Consider the following 22,148-nt stretch of genomic DNA (forward strand, 5'->3'; position numbering starts at 1 on the left):
GGTGACGCGGACGTCGCGGGTATCGTTGACCGCCACATCGGCGATCGCCGCGAGGAAGCTGCCGAAGGCGTTCATCAGCGCGATCCCGCGCCCGCGCCGCGCGCCGTGGGGCGAAGGCGGGGCCGGGGTTCCCCAGCCGGCCTTTTCCGCCACGAGATTGAGGACACCCAGCGCGCGCGGGTTCTTCTCAAGATGCGCGCGGCGGAAGTCGAGCGGATCGCTCCCCGTCTTGCGCGCGATCAGATCGATGAAACACTCGACCGAGAAGATGCTGCCGTTCGGCCCGACACCGCGCCAGAAGGCGACCGGCACCGCGCTTTCGTGACGGATATATTCGACCAGCCGGTTGCCGATCGCATAGGGCACGTCCACCGCGCCCTCGACCGCATCGCTGTCGACCCCGTTGGTGAACGCCACGGGCAGCCAGCGCGCCATCACCGATCCGCCGGTGACGCGATGATGCAAGGCGGTGATCCGGCCGTTCTCCACCCGCGCTTTGAGATGCTCGTTATAGAGCGGGCGATAGAGTTGCTGGCGGATATCCTCCTCGCGCGACCAGATCACCTTCAGCGGCCCGTCGACATGCGCGGCGATGCGCGTCGCCTTGACCACCCCGTCGACCTCGAGCCGTCGCCCGAAGCCGCCGCCGATCATGTGGTTATGGATCGTCACCTTCTCGGGCGGGATGCCGAGCGCCTTGGCCGCGCCGGCCTGCGCGAAGCCGGGGACCTGGGTGCCGGTCCAGACTTCGCAGCCGCCGTCATGAACGTGGACAACGCAATTGGTCATCTCCATCGGGGCATGCGCGAGATAGGGCAGCTCGTAGCTCTGCTCGAACAACGTGCCGTCCTTGAGCTTCGCCGGCGCGTCGCCTTCCTTCTTGGCGGTGACGCCGGGGCCTTGTGCGGCCTTTTCGAGCCCGGCCCAGAGCTGCGCCTGATCGAGCCCGGCATTGCTGCCCGGCGCCCATTCGATCGCGAGCGCGTTGAGCCCCTGCATCGCGGCCCAGGTATTGTCGGCGACCACCGCGACGAGATCGTCGAGCACCACCACCTGCCTGACCCCGGGGACGGTCATCGCCTGCGCCTGATCGACCGATCCTACCTTCCCGCCGAGCACCGGCGAGGCCATCAGCGTCGCGAACTTCATCCCCGGCAGCATCACGTCGATGCCGTAGACGGTCTTGCCGGTCACCTTGTCGGGCGTGTCGATGCGATGCACCGGCTTGCCGATCAGGCGGAAATGCGCGGGGTCCTTGAGCGGGACGTCTTTGGGCGGGGTGAGCCGCGAGGCGGCATCGGCGACCGCGCCATAAGCGATCGTCCGGCCGCTCGGCGCGTGGGTGATCACGCCGTTCTCCGTCGTCAGGCTGGCGGGATCGACCTGCCAGCGTGCCGCGGCGGCGGCGACGAGCATCGCGCGCGCGGTGGCGCCGGCCTTCCGCAACGGGCCGCTCCACGCCATCGTCGTGGTCGATCCGCCGGTCGCCTGCACAACCAGCGCCGGGCTGCCATAATTGGCCTGATCGGGCGGGGCAGGGACGGTCATCACCTTGTCGAGGGCGACGTCCAATTCCTCGGCAAGGCATTGGGTCTGCGAAGTGAAGGCGCCCTGACCCATTTCCACCGCGGGGAGCGTGAAGGTCACCGTGTTGTCGGGGGCGACATGGATGAAGGCGTTGAAACGCTTGCCGGTCGGCTCCGGCTCGTCGGCGCGCGCGGCGGCCCAGGGCAGTTCGATCGCGACCAGCAGCCCGGCGACGAGCGCGCCGCCGCCCTGCAGGATGGCGCGGCGCGAGAGATCAGGCGCGAGCGGCATGCTTGATCCCCTCGCGGATGCGCACATAGGTGCCGCAGCGGCAGAGATTGCCCGCCATCGCCGCGTCGATCGCCTCGTCGTCGGGCTGCGGATTGGCGGCGAGCAATGCCGCGGCCGACATCACCTGCCCCGGCTGGCAATAGCCGCACTGGATCACTTCGAGATCGAGCCACGCCTTCTGGATCTTCGCGCCCGCCGGAGTCGCGCCGACGCCCTCGATCGTGGTGATCGCGCGTCCCCCGACCGCGCCGACCGGCAACTGACACGAGCGCACCGCGACGCCGTCGAGATGGACGGTGCATGCCCCGCATTGCGCGATGCCGCAGCCGAATTTGGTGCCGGTCAGCCCGATCACGTCGCGCACGACCCATAATAGCGGCATATTGTCGGGGACGTCGACCTGGTGATCCGCGCCGTTGATCTTAAGATCCATCGCACCCCTCGCTTTGCCGCCAGCCCCTTGGGACGGCGACGAATAGGCGCTTTTTCGGTCAGAAGGTCAAATGGATCGTCAACGCAGCCGGTCGAGCGGCACGAGCATCGGGGTGGCGCCCTCCCCGAAATAGGCGGTAATGCCATAAACGCGCGCCAGCAACTCGGCGGTCAGCACATGGCGCGGCGCGCCGTCCGCGACCAGCGCGCCCTCCGCCATCACCAGCACGCGATCACAGAAACGCGCGGCGAGCGTCAGGTCGTGGAGCACCGCGACGACCAGCCGGCCGGCGTCGGCTTCGGCGCGGAGCAATTCCATCCCCTCGATCTGATGCGCCGGATCGAGGCTGGCGAGCGGCTCGTCGGCGATCAGCGCGGGCGCCTCGACCGCGAGCGCCCGCGCGAGCAATACGCGCGCGCGCTCGCCGCCCGACAATTCGGTCGCGAGCCGGTCGGCGAGCGACGTGACCCCGGCGCGCGCCATCGCATGATCGATCGCGGCGTGATCCGAATCGGCGAGCCGCGAAAAGGGCGCGAGGTGCGGCAGCCGCCCGAGCGCGACCAGCCGCGCGACCGTCAGCGGCCAGTGCAGCACCTGCCCCTGCGGCAGATAGGCGACCGCCTGCGCGATCGCGGCGCGCGACATCGCGGTGCGCGCGATGCCGTCGATCGTCACATTGCCGTGATGCGGGACCAGCCCGAGCAATGCGCGGACCAGCGTCGATTTGCCCGCGCCATTGGGACCGAGCACGCCGACCAGCCGGCCCGGCGTCAGCGCGGCCGATACCTCGCGCACCACATGCCGCCCGCCGAGGGAGACGCTCACCCGATCCGCGGCGATGCTCACCACAGTCGCCGCTCCCGCATCAGATGGACGAGGAAGACCGGCACGCCGAGAAAGGCGGTGACCACGCCGAGCTTCAATTCGTTGGTCGCGGGGATCACCCGCACCGCGACATCGGCCAGCGCGAGCAACGCCGCCCCGGCGAGCGCGCTCGGCCACAGCACCGCCGACGGACTGCGATCGGTGAGCGGGCGGACGAGATGCGGAACGATCAACCCGACGAACCCGATCGCCCCCGAAACCGCGACCGCCCCGCCGACCCCGATCGCCACTCCGAGCATCAGCCGCATCCGCGTCGCGCGGAGATCGATCCCCAACGCGGCCGCGCCGTCTTCGCCGAGCGTCAGCGCATCGAGTGCGCGGCCTTGCCCGGCGAGCAGCACGATGCCGATCGCGATGCACGGCAGCGCGAGCAGGACGTGGCGGAACGAGCGATCCTCGAGGCTGCCGAGCAGCCAGGTCATGATCTCCATCGCCGCGAAGGGGTTGGGCGACAGATTGAGCGCGAGGCTGATCCCGGCGCCGGTCAATGTCGCCACCGCGATCCCGGCGAGGATCAGGGTCAGCGGGCTTTCCGATCGCCCGGCGAGCGCGAACAGCGCCGCGAGCGTCACCAGCGCGCCGGCGATCGCGAGCACCGGCAGCGCGACCGCATTCCACTCGGCGATCCCGAAATAGAGCGCGACCACTGCGCCGAGCGCCGCGCCGTTCGACGCACCGAGCACCGAAGGTTCGGCGAGCGGATTGCGCAGATAGCCTTGCAGCGCAGCGCCGGCGAGCCCGAGCATCGCGCCGACCGCGAGCCCGAGGATCGCGCGTGGCAGCCTGAGCTCGATCAGGATCGCGCGCTCGATCGGATCGCCATGCCCGGCAAGCGCGGCAAGCGCGCGGCCCGGCGCGATCGAGGTGCTGCCGATGCCCACGCCGAGCACGCCCGCGACCAGCATTGCGAGGATCAGGGCGGGCCAGAGCCAGCGGCGGGTCACGATCGGGCAGCCTCGTCGGGCAAGGGGGTAGGCCCGACGCGGGCGCGGGGACCGGCGGGTGCCTAGCGCGGATCGGAACGGAGGAGAACTCGTTTTTCCGTCGTGCAAACCCTCCTTTGTGCTGCCGCGCAGGCGGGAGCCCAGACTAGTGGGTAGATACAGACGGATGGTTCCCGCATCTCTCACCCGGCATGACGGGAAAGGATTCCGGGACTCATCCGTTGTGTTCTCACCATTAGGTCCCCGCCTTCGCGAGGACACGGGGGAGCCGAGTGGAGCGTTAACGGACCTAAGATCACCTCTCGCCTGGACGCCGGCAATCGGGCAAAGGCGCGGATGCGATGCGCCGCTTGCTCCTTCTGCCTTTGCTGACGATCCTGCTCGGCGCCGCCCCGCCTCCGCCCGCTGCACCTCGCCGGATCGTGTCGCTCAACCTGTGCGCCGACCAATATCTGCTCGCGCTCGCCGATCGCGGGCAGATCGCGGCATTGACCAATTTCGCGCGCGATCCGCAAATGTCCGCCGTCGCTGCCGCGGCCCGGTCGGTGCCGATCACCCGCGGTGGGGCGGAGGAGGTGCTGGCGCTGCGCCCCGATCTGGTCATCGCCACGCCCGGCCGTCGCCGCGAGACGATGGCGCAGTTACGCGGCCGTTCGATCGCGACGCTCGATCTCGTGCCCGCCGAAAGTTATGCCGAGATCCGTGCGCAGGTGCGGATGGTTGCAGCGGCGGTCGGGCATCCCGAACGTGGCACCGCGCTGATCGCGCGGATGGATGCCGCGCTGGCGCGAATCCCGCGCGACGCCGGGCACCGCGCCACCGCGGCTTATTATCAGCGGCGCGGCTATCTCACCGGCACCGGTACGTTGGTCGACGATCTGATGCATCGGGTCGGGCTGACGAATCTTGCCGCACGGTTGGGCAAGCCGGCGCTGGCCCGCGTCGGGCTGGAGGAAATGGCGCGGGCGCGGCCGGACTATCTGATCGTCGAAACCGCGACCGATCAGGTGACCGATCAGGGCATCGAATTGCTCCATCATCCGCTGCTCGGCACGATCCCGCGGTTGAAGCTGCCCGAAGCCTGGACGGTGTGCGGCGGCCCTGCCTATGTGCTGGCGGCGGACTCGCTCGCGCGGCAATTGCGCCGGCGGGGGCGATAACGCGCTTTCGCCGGAACCGCGCCCGATCCGGCGCGTTGAAACCACGCCGATCGATCGAAAGACGATCCGGTATCGAAGGCTTTGGTCACACCGAGCGTGTTGAGTAAACCTTCAGGGAGCCCCGCCGCTGAAAAGCGACGGGGCTTACTTGTATCGCCGATAGTGAGGTCCTCGGTGGGCGCGGTTAACCCGGAGAACCGGGTTGCCGCGGCGCGGTTTCCTCGCCGCCTTCGGCCGGTTCTTCGCTCGACTCGCCCTCGTTGGTCTGGTCGCGGTTGCGTTTGGTGTCCGGCGGGCCCTCGACCTCGCCGCCGGATTGCCGAGGTTCGTTGCTGCGGTTGTTCATCGCGCTGCTCCTGGCATTTCCAAATGTCGTGGCGCGCCGACGTTCCGTGCGCTTTGCCTAACCTGGATCAGTTCGGGGGAGCGGCCGCGTGCAATGGCACGTTGATCGGGCATTCAGGAGAAGCGGCATGAACCAACCAGCCAAACGGCAGCGTCCCGATCTGCCCCCGGACAACGGCAAGCGCGCCCGCGTCGATCCAGAGACCGGCGAGGTGCGCGGCGCCGGATCGGGGGCGGGGGGCGGGAACGCCGGCGAGGATTTCGACAGCGACTCCGCGACCGGCTCGGGCTATCCGCAGACTGGCGCCGATCGGCAAAAGCGCGACCACAAGCAGTAATGGCCGAAACGGCGCTCAGCCGCGCGGCTTGAGCCGTTCGGGCGACATCGCCTGCGGGGTGACGCCCCACTCGGTCAGCATCTCGGGCCAGGCGGTGCCGGCGATCAGCGCCTCGGTGATCGCGCTCATCGCGGGAGCGGTCTGCAGCCCGTATCCGCCCTGACCGGCAAGCCAGAAGAACCCCGATGCGTCGGGCGCGAACCCGGCGACGGGGACGCGATCGTGGGTGAAGGTGCGCAGCCCCGCCCAGCTATGGCTGATCCGGCGGATCGGCACCGAGGTATATTCCTCGACCTTCGACGCGGCGAGCGCGATGTCATATTCCTCGGGCTGCGCGTCGCCGGGATCGCTCGGGACCTCGTCGACCGGGCAGGCGAGCAGTCGGCCGGATTCGGGGAGCATGTAGAAATCGTCGACCGCGGTCTTGGTGAACGGCCAGTCGCGCACGTCGAGCTCGGCCGGCGCGTCGAACACGATGATCGTCCGCCGCAGCGGTTGCAGCCCAAGCGGCGCGACTCCGGCGAGGCGCGCGATCTCGTCGCACCACGCGCCGGCGGCATTGATCAGGACCGGCGCGGCGTAACTGTCGCCGGCGGCGGTGGTGACCGTCCACGCACCGCCTTCGCGTGCGACCGCAACGACCCGCGCGTCGGGGATCGCCTCGCCGCCCGCTTTCTTGAGCGTCGCGCGATAATCCTGCTGCAGCGCCTCGCTATCGAGCCGGCGCGCGGTGCGATCGATCACCCCGGCGACCACGCCGTCGCCGCCGGTGTTGAGGATCGGCACGATCGCCTTCACCCCCGCCGCATCGAGCCGTTCGAGCCGGTCGCTGTAGCGCGCCATCTCCGCCTCGAGCTCGTCGAGCCCGTCGACCATACCCGGCGTGGCGATGAACAAGGCGGCGGAGGGGCGCGAAAGCTCCACCCCGGCGGCGGTGGTGGTCTCAAAATGCGTGCGGCTGAACGCGGTCATCCCGCGGACCACCGATTTGCCGATCCCGAAATGATAGAAGGTCGCGCTGCGGCCGCTCGAATGATAACCGAACGCACTTTCCGCTTCGAGCAGCAGCGTTCGGCCGTGCGGGGCGAGGCGGGCAGCGGCGGAGACGCCGGCGATGCCGCCACCGATGATCAGGAAATCGGCCGTTTTCAAAAATTACACTCCCTCTTCGGCGCGCGAGGTGCGGCGAATGCGCGCGAAGGTCAATGCTCGACTTACGCGCGGCGCGGCGCGATGGTGCGCGAAACGAATCCGCTCCGGAAGGAAATGACGTGACGATCGAACGCATTATCGACAAGCGCAGCCGCGATCTCGGCGGCGGCTTCGTGGTCGGCCGGGTGTTGCCGTTCCACGCGCGGCGGATGGTCGGGCCGTATATCTTCTTCGATCACTTGGGGCCGCTAGAGCTGGCGCCGGGCATCCCGCGCGAGCTCGACGTGCGCCCGCATCCGCATATCGGGCTGGCGACGGTGACCTATCTCTATTCCGGGCAGATCACGCACCGCGACAGCCTGGGCTATGAGCAGGAAATCCGTCCCGGCGAGGTCAATTGGATGGTCGCGGGGAGCGGGATCACGCATAGCGAGCGGCTCGAATATGCGCGGTCGCACGGCGCCAACATGCACGGCATCCAGGCGTGGGTCGCGCTGCCGCTGGCGGACGAGGAGACCGACCCGAGCTTCGATCACCGCGAGGGCGACGACCTGCCGCAATGGACCGAGGACGGGGTGCGCGGCCGGCTGATCGCGGGCACCGCCGACGGGCTGACCGCCGGGGTCAAGGTCCATTCGCCCCAATTCTACCAGCATTGGGAAATGTCGCCCGGCGCGCGACGCAGCGTGACCACCGCCTACCCCGAGCGCGCGGTCTATTGCGCGAGCGGCGAGGTGACGGTCGGCGGGACGGTGCTGAACGCGGGACAGATGGCGGTGCTCGCCGGGCGCGACGCGGTGGACGTCGAGGCGCGCCAGCCTTCGACGGTGATGGTGCTGGGCGGCGAGCCGATCGGCGAGCGCTTCCTGCTGTGGAATTTCGTCTCCTCGTCGAAGGAGCGGCTCGAACAGGCGGCGGAGGATTGGCGGCAGCAGCGGATGAAGCTGCCGGTCGGCGACGATCGCGAATTCACCCCGATGCCCGAGGCGGCGCACTGATGTTGGCGGCGAGACCGGTGGCGGCTGTCATGACGAAGGAATGAAGGCGATGGCCGATATCACGATCACCAAAGAGGATGGCGCGCGTCACGGCCGCTATGTCGCGCGGGTCGCCGGGATTGACGCCGAGGCCGAACTCACCTTCACGCATCGCGGGCCGGGGCTGATCAGCGCCGACCATACCGGCGCGCCCGAGGCGCTGCGCGGCACCGGCGCCGCGGCGGCGTTGGTCGACTATCTGATCGCCGATGCGCGCAGCGGCGGGTTCAAGATCATCCCGCTCTGTCCCTATGTCCGCGCGCGATACGAAAAGCACCCGGACTGGCAGGATGTGATGACCGTCGGGCCGGGGGAGATGCCGCGGATCACGGTGTGAACTCTCTCCTCACAGGGGAGAGCGAGAAAAAAATCAGAAAAATCTTCGCCCGATGTCACGCCCGGCATCGTTGGCTCGTCATGTCACCGGAACCCACGAAAGGACCCCGACCATGACTGCCAAGCTCAACCCCTATGCCGCTGCCCCGCAACTGATGAAGACCTGGACCGGCGCGTCGATGGCGATCGCCGCCAGCCTCGAGCCGAGCCTTATCGAACTGGTCAAGATCCGCGCCTCGCAGATCAACGGCTGCGCCAATTGCATCAATATGCACACCGTCGAGGCGCGCGCGCAGGGCGAGACCGAACAGCGCATCTACCTGCTCTCCGCGTGGCGCGAGGCGCCGTGCTACACCGATCGCGAGCGCGCCGCGCTGGGGTGGACCGATGCGCTGACCCGCCTGTCCGAAGGGCATCACCACCGAGAGGCCTATGCCGCCCTCAGCGCGCATTTCTCCCAGGAGGAGCAGGTCAAGCTCACGCTGATGATCAACATCATCAACGGCTGGAACCGGCTCGCGGTCGGCTTCGGGTTGTGGATCGAGCCCGAGGCGGCCAAGGCGGTGCAGCAGCAGGTCGCGGCATGACGAGCGCCGGCGCGGCGGAAAGCTTTGATCCGCTGCGCCCGCGGCTGCTGCGCGTCGCCTATCGCATGCTCGGTTCGGTCGCCGATGCCGAGGACGTGGTGCAGGAGGCCTTCATCCGCTGGATGGGGGCCGACCGCGCCGCGGTGCGCGAGCCCGAGGCGTTCCTGCGCCGCACCGTGACGCGGCTGTGCCTCGATCAGCTCAAATCGGCGCGGCACAATCGCGAAACCTATATCGGCCCGTGGCTGCCCGATCCGATCGTCGAGGAAGAGGAAGAGGCGGAGGACGTGACCCTGCCGCTGATGCTCGCGCTCGAACGGCTCTCGCCGCTCGAACGGGCGGCGTTCCTGCTCCACGACGTCTTCGGGGTCGGCTTCGACGAGGTGGCGACGACGATCGCGCGCGATGCCGCGGCGTGCCGCCAGCTCGCCGCGCGTGCCCGGGCGCACGTCCGCGAGGCCCGGCCGCGCTTCAAGGTCGAGAAAGAGCGCGGGATGGCGATCGCCGAAGCGTTTTTCGCCGCGTCGCGCGGGGGCGACATGACCGCGCTCGGCGCGATGCTCGCCGCCGATGTCAGCATCCATTCCGACGGCGGCGGCAAGCGCCCGGCGGCGATGAAGCTGGTACTCGGGTTCAAGCAGGTCATGCAGGTCCACAAGGCGCTGGCGGTGCTGTTCCGGAAACACCGCTCGCAATTGGTGCGGACCGCGTTCGTCAACGGACTGCCCGGCTTCGTGACGCGCGAATCCGACGGCGAATTGCAGACCACCGCGCTGGAGATCGAGGACGGCAAGGTCGTCGCTATCTATGTGATGCGCAACCCGGACAAGCTGCGTCACCTCCACTGAATTGGCGTGGCCCGGCATCGGGCATGGCTCTATAGTGGAGCGATACCCGGTTTCAGGCGTATCTTGGTGCGGACGACCTTCTGCGCGCGGGTACGCCGGGTCGAAAAGCACAGGAGGGCGAGAGCATGACGCTGCTGATCAACGATATCGCGCCGGATTTCACCGCAAACACCACCGAGGGGCCGATCAACTTCCACGAATGGATCGGCGACGGCTGGGCGATCCTGTTCTCGCACCCCAAGGATTTCACCCCGGTCTGCACCACCGAGCTCGGCTATATGGCCGGGCTCAAGCCCGAGTTCGACAAGCGCAATACCAAGATCATCGGGCTCAGCATCGATCCGGTCGACAATCATGCGCGCTGGGCGGCGGATATCGAGGAAACGCAGGGGCATAAGGTCAATTACCCGATGATCGGCGATACCGATCTGAAGGTCGCCAAGGCCTATGGCATGCTGCCGCGCGACGCCGGCGAGACCTCGGAAGGGCGCACCGCGGTCGACAATGCCACTGTCCGCGCGGTGTTCGTCATCGGGCCGGACAAGCGCATAAAGGCGATGCTGATCTATCCGATGAGCAGCGGTCGCAATTTCGACGAGGTGCTGCGGCTGCTCGATTCGTGCCAGCTCACCGCCAAACACACCGTCGCGACCCCGGTGAACTGGCGCCCCGGCGACGATGTGATCATCCCGCCCTCGGTCTCGGACGAGGCGGCGGCGGCGAAATATCCTGAGGGGTGGAAGACGCTCAAGCCGTATCTTCGGGTGATCGCGCAGCCGCGCGATTGAGGTTGCGGGTGCTCGCGCGGAGGAGGGCGTGATGATCTTTCGCCAATTGTTCGATTCCGCGTCGAGCACCTATTCCTATCTGCTGGCGAGCCGCGCGGGCGGGGAGGCGCTGATCATCGATCCGGTGCTGGAGCGGACCGACCGTTACCTGCAATTGATCCGCGAGCTCGATCTCAAGCTGGTCAAGGCGGTCGATACGCATCTTCACGCTGATCATATCACCGCGCTCGGCGCGCTGCGCGACCGGACGCATTGCATCACCGTGATGGGCGAGCAGACCAAGGCCGATATCGTCTCGATGCGGCTCGCCGACGGCGACAGGCTGACGATCGAGGGCGTGTCGCTCGATGTGATCTACACGCCGGGGCATACCGACGATTCCTATAGCTTCGCATTGCCCGATCGCGTGTTCACCGGCGATACCCTGCTGATCCGCGGCACGGGGCGCACCGATTTCCAGAACGGCGACGCGCGGATGCAATATGAGTCGCTGTTCGGGCGGCTGCTCAAGCTCCCCGATGCGACATTGGTCTATCCGGCGCACGATTATAAGGGCGATACGGTATCGACGATCGGCGAGGAGCGCGCGCACAACCCGCGGCTGCAGGTTTCCAGCGCCGACGAATATGCCGAGCTGATGCACAATCTGAAGCTCGCCGATCCCAAGATGATGGATGTCGCGGTGCCCGCCAATGTCCGCGTCGGGCTCGATCAGGAGGCGATCGCGCGTGCCGGCTGGGCGGTGTGCGCCGAGGAAGCGGTAAGGCTGGTCGGCGCGCCCGACGTGATGCTGATCGATCTGCGCGAAGAGGGCGAGCGCGCGCGCAACGGCGTGATCTGCGGCTCGCTTCATCTGCCCTATCCCAATCTCCACGACAGCATCGGGGAGGGGGGGATGCTCCACGAGCTGGCGAAGCTGCCCGACCGGCGGCTGCTCTTCTATTGCGCGTTCGGCGAGCGTTCGGCGATGGCGGTGCAGGAAGCGCGCGCGGCGGGGCTCGCGGTGTTCCATATCCAGGGCGGGATCGATGCGTGGCGCAAGGCGGGCGGGCAGTTGAGTTAACGCGCCGAGCACAAACCCTCCCCGAGGAACGACGCAACCTAGAGCAAAGAGTTGAACAGTCGCGCGACATTCTCGGCCAGCCGCCGCGCCAGCGAGCGTTGCCGCCATTGCGCCAGATCGATCGTGTCGGACTGGGCGAGATATCCGCGCTGGATCGCCTCGACCGCGGCGACCGACGCGGGGTCGTAGAGCAAGAGGCTCGCCTCCTCGTTGAGCTGAAACGAGCGCAGATCGACGTTGCTCGAACTGACGATCGCCAGCCGCCCGTCGATCCCGACATTCTTGGCGTGGAGCAGGAAGCCGCGGAACAGGTGGATCCGTACCCCGACCGCCATCAGCTCGTCGTAATAGGAGCTTTGCGACAGATTGACGAGCCGCTGGTCGACCACTTCGGACAGCACGATGTCGACCGTCACCCCGCGCGCGGCGGCGGTCTGCAGCGCGGCGAGCACGCCTTCGTCGGGGATGAAATAGGGCGCGACCATCACGATCCGCTCGCACGCCTGGTGGAGCTGCCAGACGAGCAGAGATTCGAACCCTTCGAGCCGGTAATTGGCGCCGCTCGGCATCAGCTGCGCATCGGCGTCGCCGGTCGCGGCGGGCAATTCGATCCGGTGTTCGGGGAGGATGCCGGTTTCGAGGCACCAGTCGCCGCGGACGATCGCCTCCATCGCCGCGACCACCGGCCCGGTGACGCGCGCGACCAGCTCGCGATTGACCACCCCCGGGCGGAAATCCTTCGCGACGATATTCTGCGATCCGGCATAGCCGATGCACCCGTCGATCACGAACAGCTTGCGGTGGTTGCGCATGTCGCGGCGCGAGCGGTTGCGCCACAGCCGCCACGGCAGCGATTCCATCACCTCGACGCCGTGCGCGCGCAGCATCGCGAGCGTGCCCTTGCGCCAGTGATGCGAGCCGACCGGATCGAACATCACCCGCGCCTCGACCCCGCGTGCCACCGCTCGTCCCAAGGCGGCGGCGATGCGCCGGCCGACATGATCGTCGGCGAAGATATAGACGAGGATATGGACGAAGCGCTGCGCGGCATCGATATCGGCGACGAGCCGGTCGATCACCGCGTCATAATCGTCGATCAGCGTGATGTCGTTGCCCGTCGTCGCGGGCACATGCCCGAGCGTCGCGGCGAGATCGGCGGTCGGGCGATTGTCGCCCAGCCTCGGGGCGTGCGCGGCAAGGCTCGCGGCGGTCTCGCGAAAAAAGGGCTGCAGCGCCGCGAAGCGCTGTCGGCGCCACGCCGGGAAGCGCGGATTGCCGATCAGCAGATAGAGGATCAGCCCCGGGATCGGCAGGAAGAAGATCAGCAGCAGCCACGCGCGGGTGGCGTTGGGTGAGCGGCGCTGCGGGACGACGATCAGCGCGCCGATCCGCACGATCCATTCGACCGCGTAGTAAAGGACCTCAATCTGGTTCGACACCCGTTGCTCCCGGCTGCGTCAGCATCTCATGCTCAGACGCAGACCGGGAGGCAAGGGTTTCAGCCGGCCGCCTGAGGGCCCAAATCTAATCGGGACGACGTCGTGATCGCCCGGAGAAGCCCGCTGGCAAGGAGTGCAGCGCAGACGCGTAGCAGTCGCTACGCGCAAGCAAGCGACGCCGTCCAGCGGGCTTCTCCGGGCGACCGCTCTGCGGCGGGCGGCTTTTGGCGCCATGCGGCGTCGCGCGTCGATCACGATGCATCAGCATCGCTCTCTCCTTGCTCCTAGTCTGGCGCCAAAATCCGCTCCGTCACGACCTCGTCCTGATTAGATTTGGGCCCTAATCATGTCGAGCGCGACGTCGACGATCATGTCCTCCTGGCCGCCGACCATCTTGCGGCGGCCGAGCTCGACGAGGATCGCGCGGGTATCGAGGTTGTAATCTGCGGCGGCCTTTTCGGCGTGACGCAGGAAGCTCGAATAGACCCCGGCATAGCCGAGCGCGAGCGTCTCGCGGTCGACCCGCACCGGGCGGTCCTGCAGCGGCCGGACGAGATCTTCGGCGGCGTCCATCAGCGCCATGACGTCGCAGCCGTGGTTCCACCCCTTGCGATCGGCGGCGGCGATGAACACTTCGAGTGGCGCATTGCCCGCGCCCGCGCCCATCCCGGCGAGGCTGGCGTCGATCCGGATCGCGCCTTCCTGCGCCGCGACGATCGAATTGGCGACGCCGAGCGAGAGGTTGTGATGCGCATGCATCCCACGCTGCGTTTCGGGCTTGAGCACCTTGTCATAGGCGCGGAAGCGATCGCGCACCCCGTCCATATCGAGCGCACCGCCGCTATCGGTGACATAGACGCATTGCGCGCCATAGCTTTCCATGAGGAGCGCCTGCTGCGCGAGCCGATCGGGCTCGATCATATGGCTCATCATCAGGAAGCCCGACACGTCCATCCCGAGATCGCGCGCGATGCCGATATGCTGTTTCGAGACATCCGCTTCGGTGCAATGCGTCGCGACGCGCACCGAGCGCACCCCGAGATCATAAGCGCGGCGAAGCTCCTCGACCGTGCCGACGCCCGGCAGAATGAGCGTGGTGAGCACCGATCTGGTCAGCACGTCGGCAACGGCCTCGATCCACTCCCAATCGGTATGCGCGCCGAAGCCGTAGTTGAAGCTCGCGCCCGACAGGCCGTCGCCATGCGCCACTTCGATCGCGTCGACGCCCGCCTCGTCGAGCGCCTTAGCGATCGCGCGGACGTGATCGATGCCGTACATATGGCGGATCGCGTGCATCCCGTCGCGGAGCGTGACGTCCTGGACGTAGAGCTTGGCGGTGGTGGGATCGAAGGTCATGCGGTCACCTTTTCAGCGATGCGTTGCGCCAGCAGCTCGCCGGTCGCTTTGGCCGCCGCGGTCATGATGTCGAGATTGCCCGAATAGCTCGGCAGATAATCGCCCGCGCCCTCCACCTCGAGGAAGATCGAGGTCTTGAGGCCGGTGAATTCGCCGCGGCCGGGGATCTTGAGCTTGTTGTTGTCGCCGTAGCGCTCGAACTGCACTTCCTGCTTGAGCCGATAGCCGGGGACATATTTCTGCACCTCGGCGACCATCTTCGCGACCGAGGCGCGGATCGCCGCCTCGTCGCCGCCCTCGGACAAGGTGAACACCGTATCGCGCATGATCATCGGCGGTTCGGCCGGGTTCAAAATGATGATCGCCTTGCCCTTGGCCGCGCCGCCGACTTCCTCGATCGCGCGCGCCGTGGTGCGGGTAAATTCGTCGATATTGGCGCGGGTGCCCGGCCCGGCCGAGCGCGACGAGACCGAAGCGACGATCTCGGCATAATGGACCGTCGCGACCTGGCTGACCGCGGCGACCATCGGGATCGTCGCTTGCCCGCCGCACGTCACCATATTGACGTTGGGCTGATCGAGATGCGCATGCATGTTGACCGGCGGGATCGTGAACGGCCCGATCGCCGCGGGGGTCAGGTCGACGACCTGCTTGCCGTCGGCGCGCAACGCCTCGTCGTGCACCTTATGCGCATAGGCCGAGGTGGCGTCGAACACGATGCCGATCTCGGGATAGACCGCCATCGCCTTGAGCCCGTCGATCCCCTCATGCGTCGTCGCGACGCCACGCTCGCGCGCCATCGCCAGACCCTCGGAGGCCTCGTCGATCCCGACCACCGCGACCAGCTCCATATTCTGGGGATATTTGACCATCTTGATCATCAGATCGGTGCCGATATTGCCCGAACCGATGATCGCCGCCTTGACCTTGCCGCTCATCGCCATGTCCTCGTGATTACCCGCGCAAATTACGCCCGCGGCGGAGGCGGAACAACTTGCGCCGACGTCCGGATTCTCAGACAATGAGAGAATGACCGGGAAAGAGACCGAGAGTGGCGCCGTCGATCGCGCGCTGGCGCTGCTTGCCGCGCTGCTCGCCGATAATGGCGAGCGCCCGCTGGCGGCGGTCGCGGCGGATCTCGCCTTGCCGCTGTCCACCGCGCATCGCCTTGTCGCGGCGCTGGTGCGCCACGGGCTGCTGATCCGGGTGGGGCAGGGGCGCTATGCGGCCTCGGCGGGGTTGACCCAGCTCGGCGCGGCGGCGCGCAGCCATGCCTTGCTCGCGCGGGTCGCGCGCCCGGCGTTGCGCCGGCTGGCGGGCGCGACCGGGATGGTCGTTCACCTCGGGGTGATGCGCGGCGATATGGTGACCTATCTGGTCAAGGAGCCGATCGATTTCCCGCTGTTCACCCGCGAGGGAATGGAGCTGGAGGCCTATTGCTCGGGGATCGGCAAGCTGCTGCTCGCGCATCTGCCCGATGAGGCGCTCGATCAATATCTCGCCAATGGCCCGTTCGTCGCGCTGACGCGCGCGACGATCATCGTCCCGGAGGCGATCCGCGCGCATCTCGCGCAGGTCCGCGCGCATGATTTCGCGACCGATGCGGAGGAGGTGGTCGAAGGGCTCGGCTGTATCGCGGTGCCGATCCGCGATGCGGGCGGGGCGGTGATCGCGGCGCTCTCCGCCTCCGCCTCTCCGCCGCGGCCGGTAAGCGCGCCGGTGTTGCGCCGGTTGCGGCGCTGCGCCGGGGAGATCGAGCGAGCACTGGCGGGGGTTAGAACCTCTCCCGCCCGTTCGCCCTGAGCTTGTGAGGGCGCCCATGAAAGTAATACTTTCATGGGCCCGCCGGAGGGCTGCGCTTCTTCGTGTGAAGAAAAGTGCAGGACTTCGACAAGCTCAGCCCGAACGGAGGTTTGTAGCAGGCGGCTATGCCTCCGCCTTCTCCGCCGGCAACAACCCCAACAGTACCGGCATCGCGAGCAGCACCAGCGGATATTGCAGCAGCAGCCCGGCGATGATGGCGATCGCCAGCGGCTGCTGGATCCCCGCGCCCGAACCGATCGCGAGCGCCAGCGGCAGGAGCGTCAGGATCGCGGCGAGCGTCGTCATCGTGATCGGGCGCAGCCGGTTGCGGCTCGCTTCGCGCAGTGCCTCGGCGCGCGGCATGTGCCGCGTCAGCTCCTGATATTCGCTGACATAGAAGATCGCCATTTCGGTGCCGATGCCGATGATCATCGTCATCCCCATCAGCGCGGTGATGTTGAGATCGACCCCAGTGATCCAGAGCGCGGTGAACACCGCGGTGGTCGAGACGAGCGAGCAGCCGATCACCACCAACGGGGTGGTAAAGCGGCGATAGAGCACGAGCAGCAGCGCGAATTCGGCGACCAAAGCGGCGAGGAACACCTTGGTCAGCCCGGCGAAGGCGATCTGCTGTTGCTGGTAGAGCCCGCCCAGTTCGTAGCGAACCCCCGGCGCGAGCATCCCCGGCCGGGCGAGCACGGCGCGGATATCGGCGATCGTCGCGCCGAGCCCACGCGCCTGGATCCGCCCGGTGACCGCGACCATCGGCTCGAGATTCTCGCGCGCGATCTGCGGCTGGCCGGTGACCGGCACGAGATCGGCGACGCGCGAAAGCTGGAACACATGCCCGTCGCCCGCGCGGATCGGCAGCGTCGCGAGTTCCTCGCGGGTCAGCGTCATCGCCGCCGGCAGGCGGACGCGCACGTTCACCGAGCGCGAGGGCTGGGGGAGGGTGGTCGCGACCACGCCGTTGAGCGCGGCGTCGATCGCATTCTGCACATCGGCCGGGGTCACCCCTTCGAACCCGGCGCGGACCGGATCGATCCGCACATCGATCGCATCGCCGGCAAGCTGCACCCCGTCCTTCACCTCGACCACGCCCGAAACCTTGCCGATCGCGGCGGCGACCTTGCGCGCCTGATCGGTGAGGATCGACGGATCGGCGGCGAACAATTTGACCTCGATCGGCTGCGGCACCGCGGTGAGATCGCCGATCAGATCCTCCATCAATTGCGCGACCTCGATCTGCACCCCGGGCACCTCGGCGCCGATCCGCTTGGCGACATCGGCGGCGACTTCCTCGGTCGCGCGATCGTGATCGGGCTTCAGCCGGACGAAATAATCGCCGTGATAGCTCTGCCCGAGATCGCCGCCGAGCCCGGTGCCGAGACGTCGCGAGAAGGTGAGCACATCGGGATCGGCGCGGATCAGCGCGTCGACCTGGCTCATCCGCCGCTCGGTCTCGTCGAGCGAGGTGCCGGGCGGGGTATAATAATCCATCACGAACCCGCCCTCGTCGACCTTGGGCATGAAGCCGGTGGGGACATTGGCATAGCCGAGATAACCGATGAGCAGCAGCGGCACCGCGATCGCGGCGAGCAGCCACGGACGCGCGAACAATTTGTCGAGCCCGCGCGCATGCCAGCGCGACAGCCGGCCTTGCTCTCCGTCGGCGGCGGGATCGTGGACCTTGTCGAAATCGACCAGCCGCGCGGTCAGCACGGGGACGACGAAGGCGGTCATCGCCCAGGAGATCGCCAGCGCCGCGCCCATCGTCAGCGACAGCGCTTTGGAGAACGCGCCTGTCACCCCGGTGAGGAACGACAAGGGCAGGAAGACGATCAGCGTCGCGAGGCTCGATCCGGTGAGCGGCGTCATGAACTCGCGCGCGGCGGGGAGCACCGCGGCGCGCCCGCCGCCGGTCCCGGCACGGCGCACAATATGCTCGACCATCACGATCACATCGTCGATCAGCAGCCCGACCGCGGCGGCGATCCCGCCCAGCGTCATGATGTTGAAGCTCATCCCGCAGATCGTCAGCACCAGCACCGTTGCCGCCAGGGTCGCGGGGACGATCAGCGCGGCGACGAGCGTGATCCGCCAGTTGCGCAGGAACAGCAGCAGCACGAGCGCCGCGAGTACCAGCCCGATCAGCACCGCATCGCGCACGCTGGCGAGCGATTGCGTCACCAGCTCGCTCTGGTCGTACCAGGAGACGAGCCGCGTGCCGGAGGGCAGGCGGACCGCGGCGAGCTTCTGCTGCACCGTTTGCGCGATGCGCACCGCATTGCCGTCCGGCTGTTCGTAGATGTTGAGCAGCACAGCGCGGCGCCCGTCCTCGCTGACGTGCATCCATTGCGGGGCGACGCCGGGCTGGACGCTCGCGACGTCGCGGACGCGTACCACCCCGGCGGGATCGGCCTTCACCACCACCTCGCCCACCGCCGCGGCGCCAGAGAGGGTGCGGTCGGCGACGACCAGCGAGAGCCGCCCGCGATCCTGCACCCGCCCGACCGCGCTCAGCACATTGCCGTTGGCGATCGCGGTCGAAAGGTCGCTTATCGCGAGCCCGTGCGCGGCGAGCCGCGCGGGATCGGCGAGCACCTCGACCTCGGCGGTATCGCCGCCTTGCACGTCCGCGCGCGCCAGCCCGGAGATGCCGCTGAGCAGCGGCACGAGCTGGTAACGCGCGAAATTCTGCAGTTCGGCGGGCGAGGTGCGATCGGATTCGAGCGCGTAGGAGATGATCGGGAAGACCGTCGGGTCCATCCGCCGGACGTTATAGCTCGTCCCGGGCGGCAGCGCGCCGAGCGCGCGCGACATCGCCGCCTCGACCAGCAAGGTGGAGGCAGTCATGTCACGCCCCCAGCCGAAATCGATCGAGATCTGCGCCGACCCGCGGGTCGTTTCGGAGCGGACGTTCTGCACGCCCGGCACCGCGCGCAATGCCTGTTCGACCGGGGTGGTGACGCTGCGTGCGGTCTGGTCGGCGGGGCGCGAACCCGCGTCGATGTCGACCACGACGCGCGGGAACGACACCTGCGGGAACAGCCCGACCGGCAGCGACAAGGCCGCGACCAGCCCCGCGATCGCCAGCGCGACCGCGATCGTCACCAGCGCACGCGATTGGCGCGCGAGCAGGGCGGCGTAGGTCATTCCTCCGCCACCCCGGCCTTGAGCCGGGGTCCATCGGGAGGCAAGCGCAGGGCAAGAACTTCCTGCGGCCGCGCCTGAGGCATGATGGATCCCGGCTCAAGGTCGGGGTGACGCCGGGCGGCGGAGCCAGTGCCGCGCGAAGCCGCGGCGTGACGATCGGCTCCCACGCGCACCGCATCACCGTCCCCCACCTGATAGGCGCCGTCGACGATCAGCCGGGCGTGGGGATCGATCGCGCCGGTAACGAGATCGTCGTCCGATCGCGCGACCGCGATCGTCACCGGCACCGCCTTGGCCTTGCCGCCGACGATCTGGAACACATTGGCCTTGCCGTCCGCGTCGATCACCACCGCGCGATGCGGCACGCGCCAGCCTTGCGCGGTACCGGTTTCGATCGCGACCTTCATCGCTTCGCCGGAAAGGATCGCGCCCGCCGGATAGGCGATATCGACATCGATCTGGCGGGTGCGCGGGTTGAGTATCGCATCGACCCGCTGGACATGCCCGGTCACCGATGCGCCGCCCTCGAGCCGGGTCAGCGTCACCGGCGCCCCGACGCGCAGATCGCCGCGCCGCGCAGGGTCGACCCCGACCGTCACGATCAGCGCCCCGGCGCGCGCGACCGTCGCCAGCGCCTGCCCCGGCTGGGTACGGTCGCCCGGCGCGACGGGGACGGTGGCGACCACCCCGGCGAATGGTGCGCGCAATGTCATTGTCGCCGCACCGGCGCCTTCCTTGGCCAGCGCATCCCGCGCGACGCGCGCGTCGGTGACGGCTTTCTCGGCCTGAACGAGCTGGTCGCGCGTGGCGAGCTGCTGGGTCACCAGCCGCGCGGTCGTTTCGCGCTGCGATTCCGCCGCCTTCACCGCGCTCGCCGCCTGCTGCCACGCGCTGCGCGCCGCGGGGGCGAGCGCGAATATGACGATCGGCTGGCCCGCGGCGACGGTCGTCCCCGCCACCGCCGGCACCGCGACGACCTGCCCCGGTTGCTGAACGCTCAACGTCACCGTGCCATTGGCCGCGGGCACCGCCTGCCCATAAGCCTCGATCACCCGCGGCAGGCTGCCCTGCTGCGGCGCGACGGTGGAGACCAAAGCGGTGCCGCGCGCGCCCTCGTCGGCCGGCTCGCCCGCGCCGCATGCCGCGAGCGGCAACGCAAGGAGGATCGTTGCGACGCGCTTCATCGGGCGGCCCCCTTGGTCCCCGGATCGATCAGCCCGAGGGTATCGACCCCCGGCAGCCCGGCGCCGATCAGCGCCTCGATCGCGATCTGCCGGTCGAGCAGCGCGAGTTTCAGCGTCTGCACTTCCTGTTCCTTCGTGAAGCGGTTGGTGACGAGATCGACGTAAGCGCGCTCGTCGAGCGCGGCATTGCCGAACGCGGCGCTCGCCCGCGCGGCAGCGGCGCGCGCGGCGGGGAGATCGCGCTCGACCGCGGCGAGCTGGTCGCGCAGTTGCGCCAGCTCCGAGAGCAGCGCGCCGACCTGCCCGACCGTCGCCGAGAGCCGCGCGGCATATTCGGAGCGGAGCTGTTCGCGCGTGGCGCGCGCGATGGCGACATTGCCCTGGTTGCGATCGAACAGCGGGAGGCCGAGCTGCGCGGTCGGGCCGGCATTGACCACCCGGCTGTTGTCGCTCGACGCGCTGCCGCCGAGGATCAGATCGGGGAATTGCGCGAGGATCGCCGCGCGCAGCGCCTCGTCCTGCGCGGCATAGCCGAAGCGCAGCGCGAGCAGATCGGGGCGCCGCGCCGGGAGCGTATCGAGCGCGGCGCGTGCGGCGGCGATATCGAGCGGCCCGACCGCCCCGACCGGCGCGAGCGGCAAGGCTGCGTCGGGCGCGAGGCCGAGCAAGGCGTTGAGCTTGTGCCGATCCTGCAATTGCTGCTGGTCGAGCGTCTGCAGATTGGTTCGCGCCTGTTGATAGCCGACTGCGCTCGGCGCGGCGGTCACCAAGGTCACGTCGCCCGCCGTCAGCGCGCGCTGGGTGACCCGATAGCGATGCTCGAGGATCGTCACCGCTTCCTGGAGCAGCAGGCGGGTCTGGTCGCGGCTGGCGATATCGGTGGCGAGCTGGCGCGCCTCGCCCGCGACTTGCCATTCCTGCCACAACAGATCGGCGCGGACCTGCGCCGCGCTGTCGCGCGCGCCGCGGCGCTTGGGGCGATAGACGAGCAATGCCTTGATATCCTGCGCCAGCCCGAGGTTCCACGCCGGCACCGTCCCCGCGCCCGAGATCAGCGGCAGGAAGGCGCCGGTCAGCGAAGGATTGGGCAGCACCCCGGCCTGCACCAATTGCGCTTCGGCGACGCCGCCTTTGGTGCGTGCAGCGACAAGATCGGGATCGCGCGCCACCGCGAGCGTCGCCACCTCGGCCGCCGACAGCGGGTGCGTCGGGACATCGGGCAGCGTGGCGACCAGCGCGGGGCGTTCGGCGAGCGGCGCCGGCTGGTAATGCGCGCAGCCACCCGCCAGCGCGGCGAGCGCGAGCGGCATCAGGTGGCCGGGCAATCGAATGGTCATGGCGGCGTCCGTCGTCTCGTCGGATTTGGCCCATAAACCCAGCGCGATGCCCGCCGACATTGTATTATCCCAATGTTGCCGAAAGCGCTGGCGGCGAGGGGTGGTGCGACGGCAAAATCGAGCGCGAAGGAGACTCGCT

Annotated in this window: 21 protein-coding genes; 9 read left to right on the forward strand and 12 right to left on the reverse strand. The window is 68.3% G+C overall.

Annotation, left to right across the window (positions count from 1 at the left end):
* The 4 genes from BGN95_RS12315 to BGN95_RS12330 all read right to left on the reverse strand — a co-directional run.
* Positions 1 to 1,818 (reverse strand): xanthine dehydrogenase family protein molybdopterin-binding subunit (locus BGN95_RS12315; RefSeq protein WP_286772771.1); only part of this gene is annotated, 1,818 nt, incomplete at its 3' end.
* A complete protein-coding gene (locus tag BGN95_RS12320; protein ID WP_265312481.1) occupies positions 1,802 to 2,251 on the reverse strand; it encodes a (2Fe-2S)-binding protein in 450 nt (149 codons plus the stop codon). The genes BGN95_RS12315 and BGN95_RS12320, both read right to left, overlap by 17 nt.
* A gap of 78 nt (positions 2,252 to 2,329) precedes the next feature.
* Positions 2,330 to 3,100, reverse strand: coding sequence for an ABC transporter ATP-binding protein (locus BGN95_RS12325; protein WP_286772772.1), 771 nt, complete (start codon positions 3,098 to 3,100; stop codon positions 2,330 to 2,332).
* A complete protein-coding gene (locus tag BGN95_RS12330; protein WP_286772814.1) occupies positions 3,094 to 4,041 on the reverse strand; it encodes a FecCD family ABC transporter permease in 948 nt (315 codons plus the stop codon). Before BGN95_RS12330 ends, BGN95_RS12325 begins: the two co-directional genes overlap by 7 nt.
* Positions 4,042 to 4,421: 380 nt before the next feature.
* Here BGN95_RS12330 and BGN95_RS12335 point away from each other — a divergent pair, with 380 nt between their 5' ends.
* Positions 4,422 to 5,240 (forward strand): ABC transporter substrate-binding protein, encoded by an 819-nt coding sequence (locus BGN95_RS12335; RefSeq protein WP_265312479.1) that lies wholly within the window; start codon positions 4,422 to 4,424, stop codon positions 5,238 to 5,240.
* A 184-nt stretch (positions 5,241 to 5,424) separates the two neighbouring features.
* On the opposite strand, the gene BGN95_RS12340 is transcribed toward BGN95_RS12335, so the two are convergent.
* Positions 5,425 to 5,586 (reverse strand): hypothetical protein, encoded by a 162-nt coding sequence (locus tag BGN95_RS12340; protein WP_286772773.1) that lies wholly within the window; start codon positions 5,584 to 5,586, stop codon positions 5,425 to 5,427.
* Positions 5,587 to 5,713: 127 nt separating this feature from the next.
* Between BGN95_RS12340 and BGN95_RS12345 the strand changes: the two genes are divergently transcribed.
* Positions 5,714 to 5,923 carry a hypothetical protein gene (locus BGN95_RS12345; RefSeq protein WP_286772774.1) on the forward strand — a complete coding sequence of 70 codons (210 nt, stop codon included), beginning with the start codon at positions 5,714 to 5,716 and terminating at the stop codon, positions 5,921 to 5,923.
* Positions 5,924 to 5,938: 15 nt separating this feature from the next.
* Here the strand turns inward: BGN95_RS12345 and BGN95_RS12350 are convergent, their stop codons facing one another.
* Positions 5,939 to 7,075: an NAD(P)/FAD-dependent oxidoreductase gene (locus BGN95_RS12350; protein ID WP_286772775.1), complete on the reverse strand. Its 1,137-nt coding sequence runs from the start codon at positions 7,073 to 7,075 to the stop codon at positions 5,939 to 5,941.
* Between the two features lie 119 nt (positions 7,076 to 7,194).
* On the opposite strand from BGN95_RS12350, the gene BGN95_RS12355 reads away from it, so the two are divergent.
* From BGN95_RS12355 to BGN95_RS12380, 6 genes are all read left to right on the forward strand, one after another.
* Positions 7,195 to 8,073, forward strand: a complete 879-nt coding sequence (locus BGN95_RS12355; RefSeq protein WP_265312475.1) for a pirin family protein — start codon at positions 7,195 to 7,197, stop codon at positions 8,071 to 8,073.
* 49 nt (positions 8,074 to 8,122) lie between these two features.
* A complete protein-coding gene (locus BGN95_RS12360; RefSeq protein WP_265312474.1) occupies positions 8,123 to 8,449 on the forward strand; it encodes a GNAT family N-acetyltransferase in 327 nt (108 codons plus the stop codon).
* A gap of 112 nt (positions 8,450 to 8,561) precedes the next feature.
* Positions 8,562 to 9,035, forward strand: coding sequence for a carboxymuconolactone decarboxylase family protein (locus BGN95_RS12365; RefSeq protein ID WP_286772776.1), 474 nt, complete (start codon positions 8,562 to 8,564; stop codon positions 9,033 to 9,035).
* On the forward strand, positions 9,032 to 9,883 hold the full coding sequence (locus BGN95_RS12370) for a sigma-70 family RNA polymerase sigma factor (protein ID WP_265312472.1): 852 nt from the start codon (positions 9,032 to 9,034) through the stop codon (positions 9,881 to 9,883). The genes BGN95_RS12365 and BGN95_RS12370 overlap by 4 nt, the downstream gene beginning before the upstream one ends.
* Before the next feature lie 125 nt (positions 9,884 to 10,008).
* Complete coding sequence (locus BGN95_RS12375) at positions 10,009 to 10,671, forward strand: peroxiredoxin (RefSeq protein WP_179515290.1); 663 nt, start codon at positions 10,009 to 10,011, stop codon at positions 10,669 to 10,671.
* A gap of 31 nt (positions 10,672 to 10,702) precedes the next feature.
* Positions 10,703 to 11,734, forward strand: coding sequence for an MBL fold metallo-hydrolase (locus BGN95_RS12380; protein ID WP_286772777.1), 1,032 nt, complete (start codon positions 10,703 to 10,705; stop codon positions 11,732 to 11,734).
* A gap of 38 nt (positions 11,735 to 11,772) precedes the next feature.
* Here BGN95_RS12380 and cls read toward each other — a convergent pair whose 3' ends face one another.
* The 3 genes from cls to BGN95_RS12395 all read right to left on the reverse strand — a co-directional run bounded on the left by cls (position 11,773) and on the right by BGN95_RS12395 (position 15,467).
* Positions 11,773 to 13,173, reverse strand: coding sequence for a cardiolipin synthase (gene cls / locus BGN95_RS12385; protein WP_286772778.1), 1,401 nt, complete (start codon positions 13,171 to 13,173; stop codon positions 11,773 to 11,775).
* Between the two features lie 327 nt (positions 13,174 to 13,500).
* The gene (dmpG, locus tag BGN95_RS12390) at positions 13,501 to 14,529 is read right to left on the reverse strand and encodes a 4-hydroxy-2-oxovalerate aldolase (protein WP_286772779.1); all 1,029 of its coding nucleotides are present in this window, start codon (positions 14,527 to 14,529) and stop codon (positions 13,501 to 13,503) included.
* Entirely contained in the window at positions 14,526 to 15,467 is a 942-nt protein-coding gene (locus BGN95_RS12395) for an acetaldehyde dehydrogenase (acetylating) (protein WP_179515294.1), read from the reverse strand. The genes dmpG and BGN95_RS12395 overlap by 4 nt, the downstream gene beginning before the upstream one ends.
* Before the next feature lie 91 nt (positions 15,468 to 15,558).
* On the opposite strand from BGN95_RS12395, the gene BGN95_RS12400 reads away from it, so the two are divergent.
* Entirely contained in the window at positions 15,559 to 16,332 is a 774-nt protein-coding gene (locus tag BGN95_RS12400; protein WP_286772780.1) for an IclR family transcriptional regulator, read from the forward strand.
* Between the two features lie 123 nt (positions 16,333 to 16,455).
* On the opposite strand, the gene BGN95_RS12405 is transcribed toward BGN95_RS12400, so the two are convergent.
* Genes BGN95_RS12405 through BGN95_RS12415 form a run of 3 tightly spaced genes read right to left on the reverse strand, consistent with a single transcriptional unit; the run spans position 16,456 to position 22,069 of the window.
* Positions 16,456 to 19,488: an efflux RND transporter permease subunit gene (locus tag BGN95_RS12405; protein WP_286772781.1), complete on the reverse strand. Its 3,033-nt coding sequence runs from the start codon at positions 19,486 to 19,488 to the stop codon at positions 16,456 to 16,458.
* Positions 19,485 to 20,672 (reverse strand): efflux RND transporter periplasmic adaptor subunit, encoded by a 1,188-nt coding sequence (locus tag BGN95_RS12410; RefSeq protein ID WP_286772782.1) that lies wholly within the window; start codon positions 20,670 to 20,672, stop codon positions 19,485 to 19,487. Before BGN95_RS12410 ends, BGN95_RS12405 begins: the two co-directional genes overlap by 4 nt.
* A complete protein-coding gene (locus BGN95_RS12415; RefSeq protein WP_502688289.1) occupies positions 20,669 to 22,069 on the reverse strand; it encodes a TolC family protein in 1,401 nt (466 codons plus the stop codon). Before BGN95_RS12415 ends, BGN95_RS12410 begins: the two co-directional genes overlap by 4 nt.
* Positions 22,070 to 22,148: the final 79 nt, after the last annotated feature.

This window comes from Sphingomonas sp. 66-10, from assembly GCF_001897045.1.
GTDB classification, from domain to species: Bacteria; Pseudomonadota; Alphaproteobacteria; order Sphingomonadales; family Sphingomonadaceae; genus Sphingomonas; species Sphingomonas lycopersici.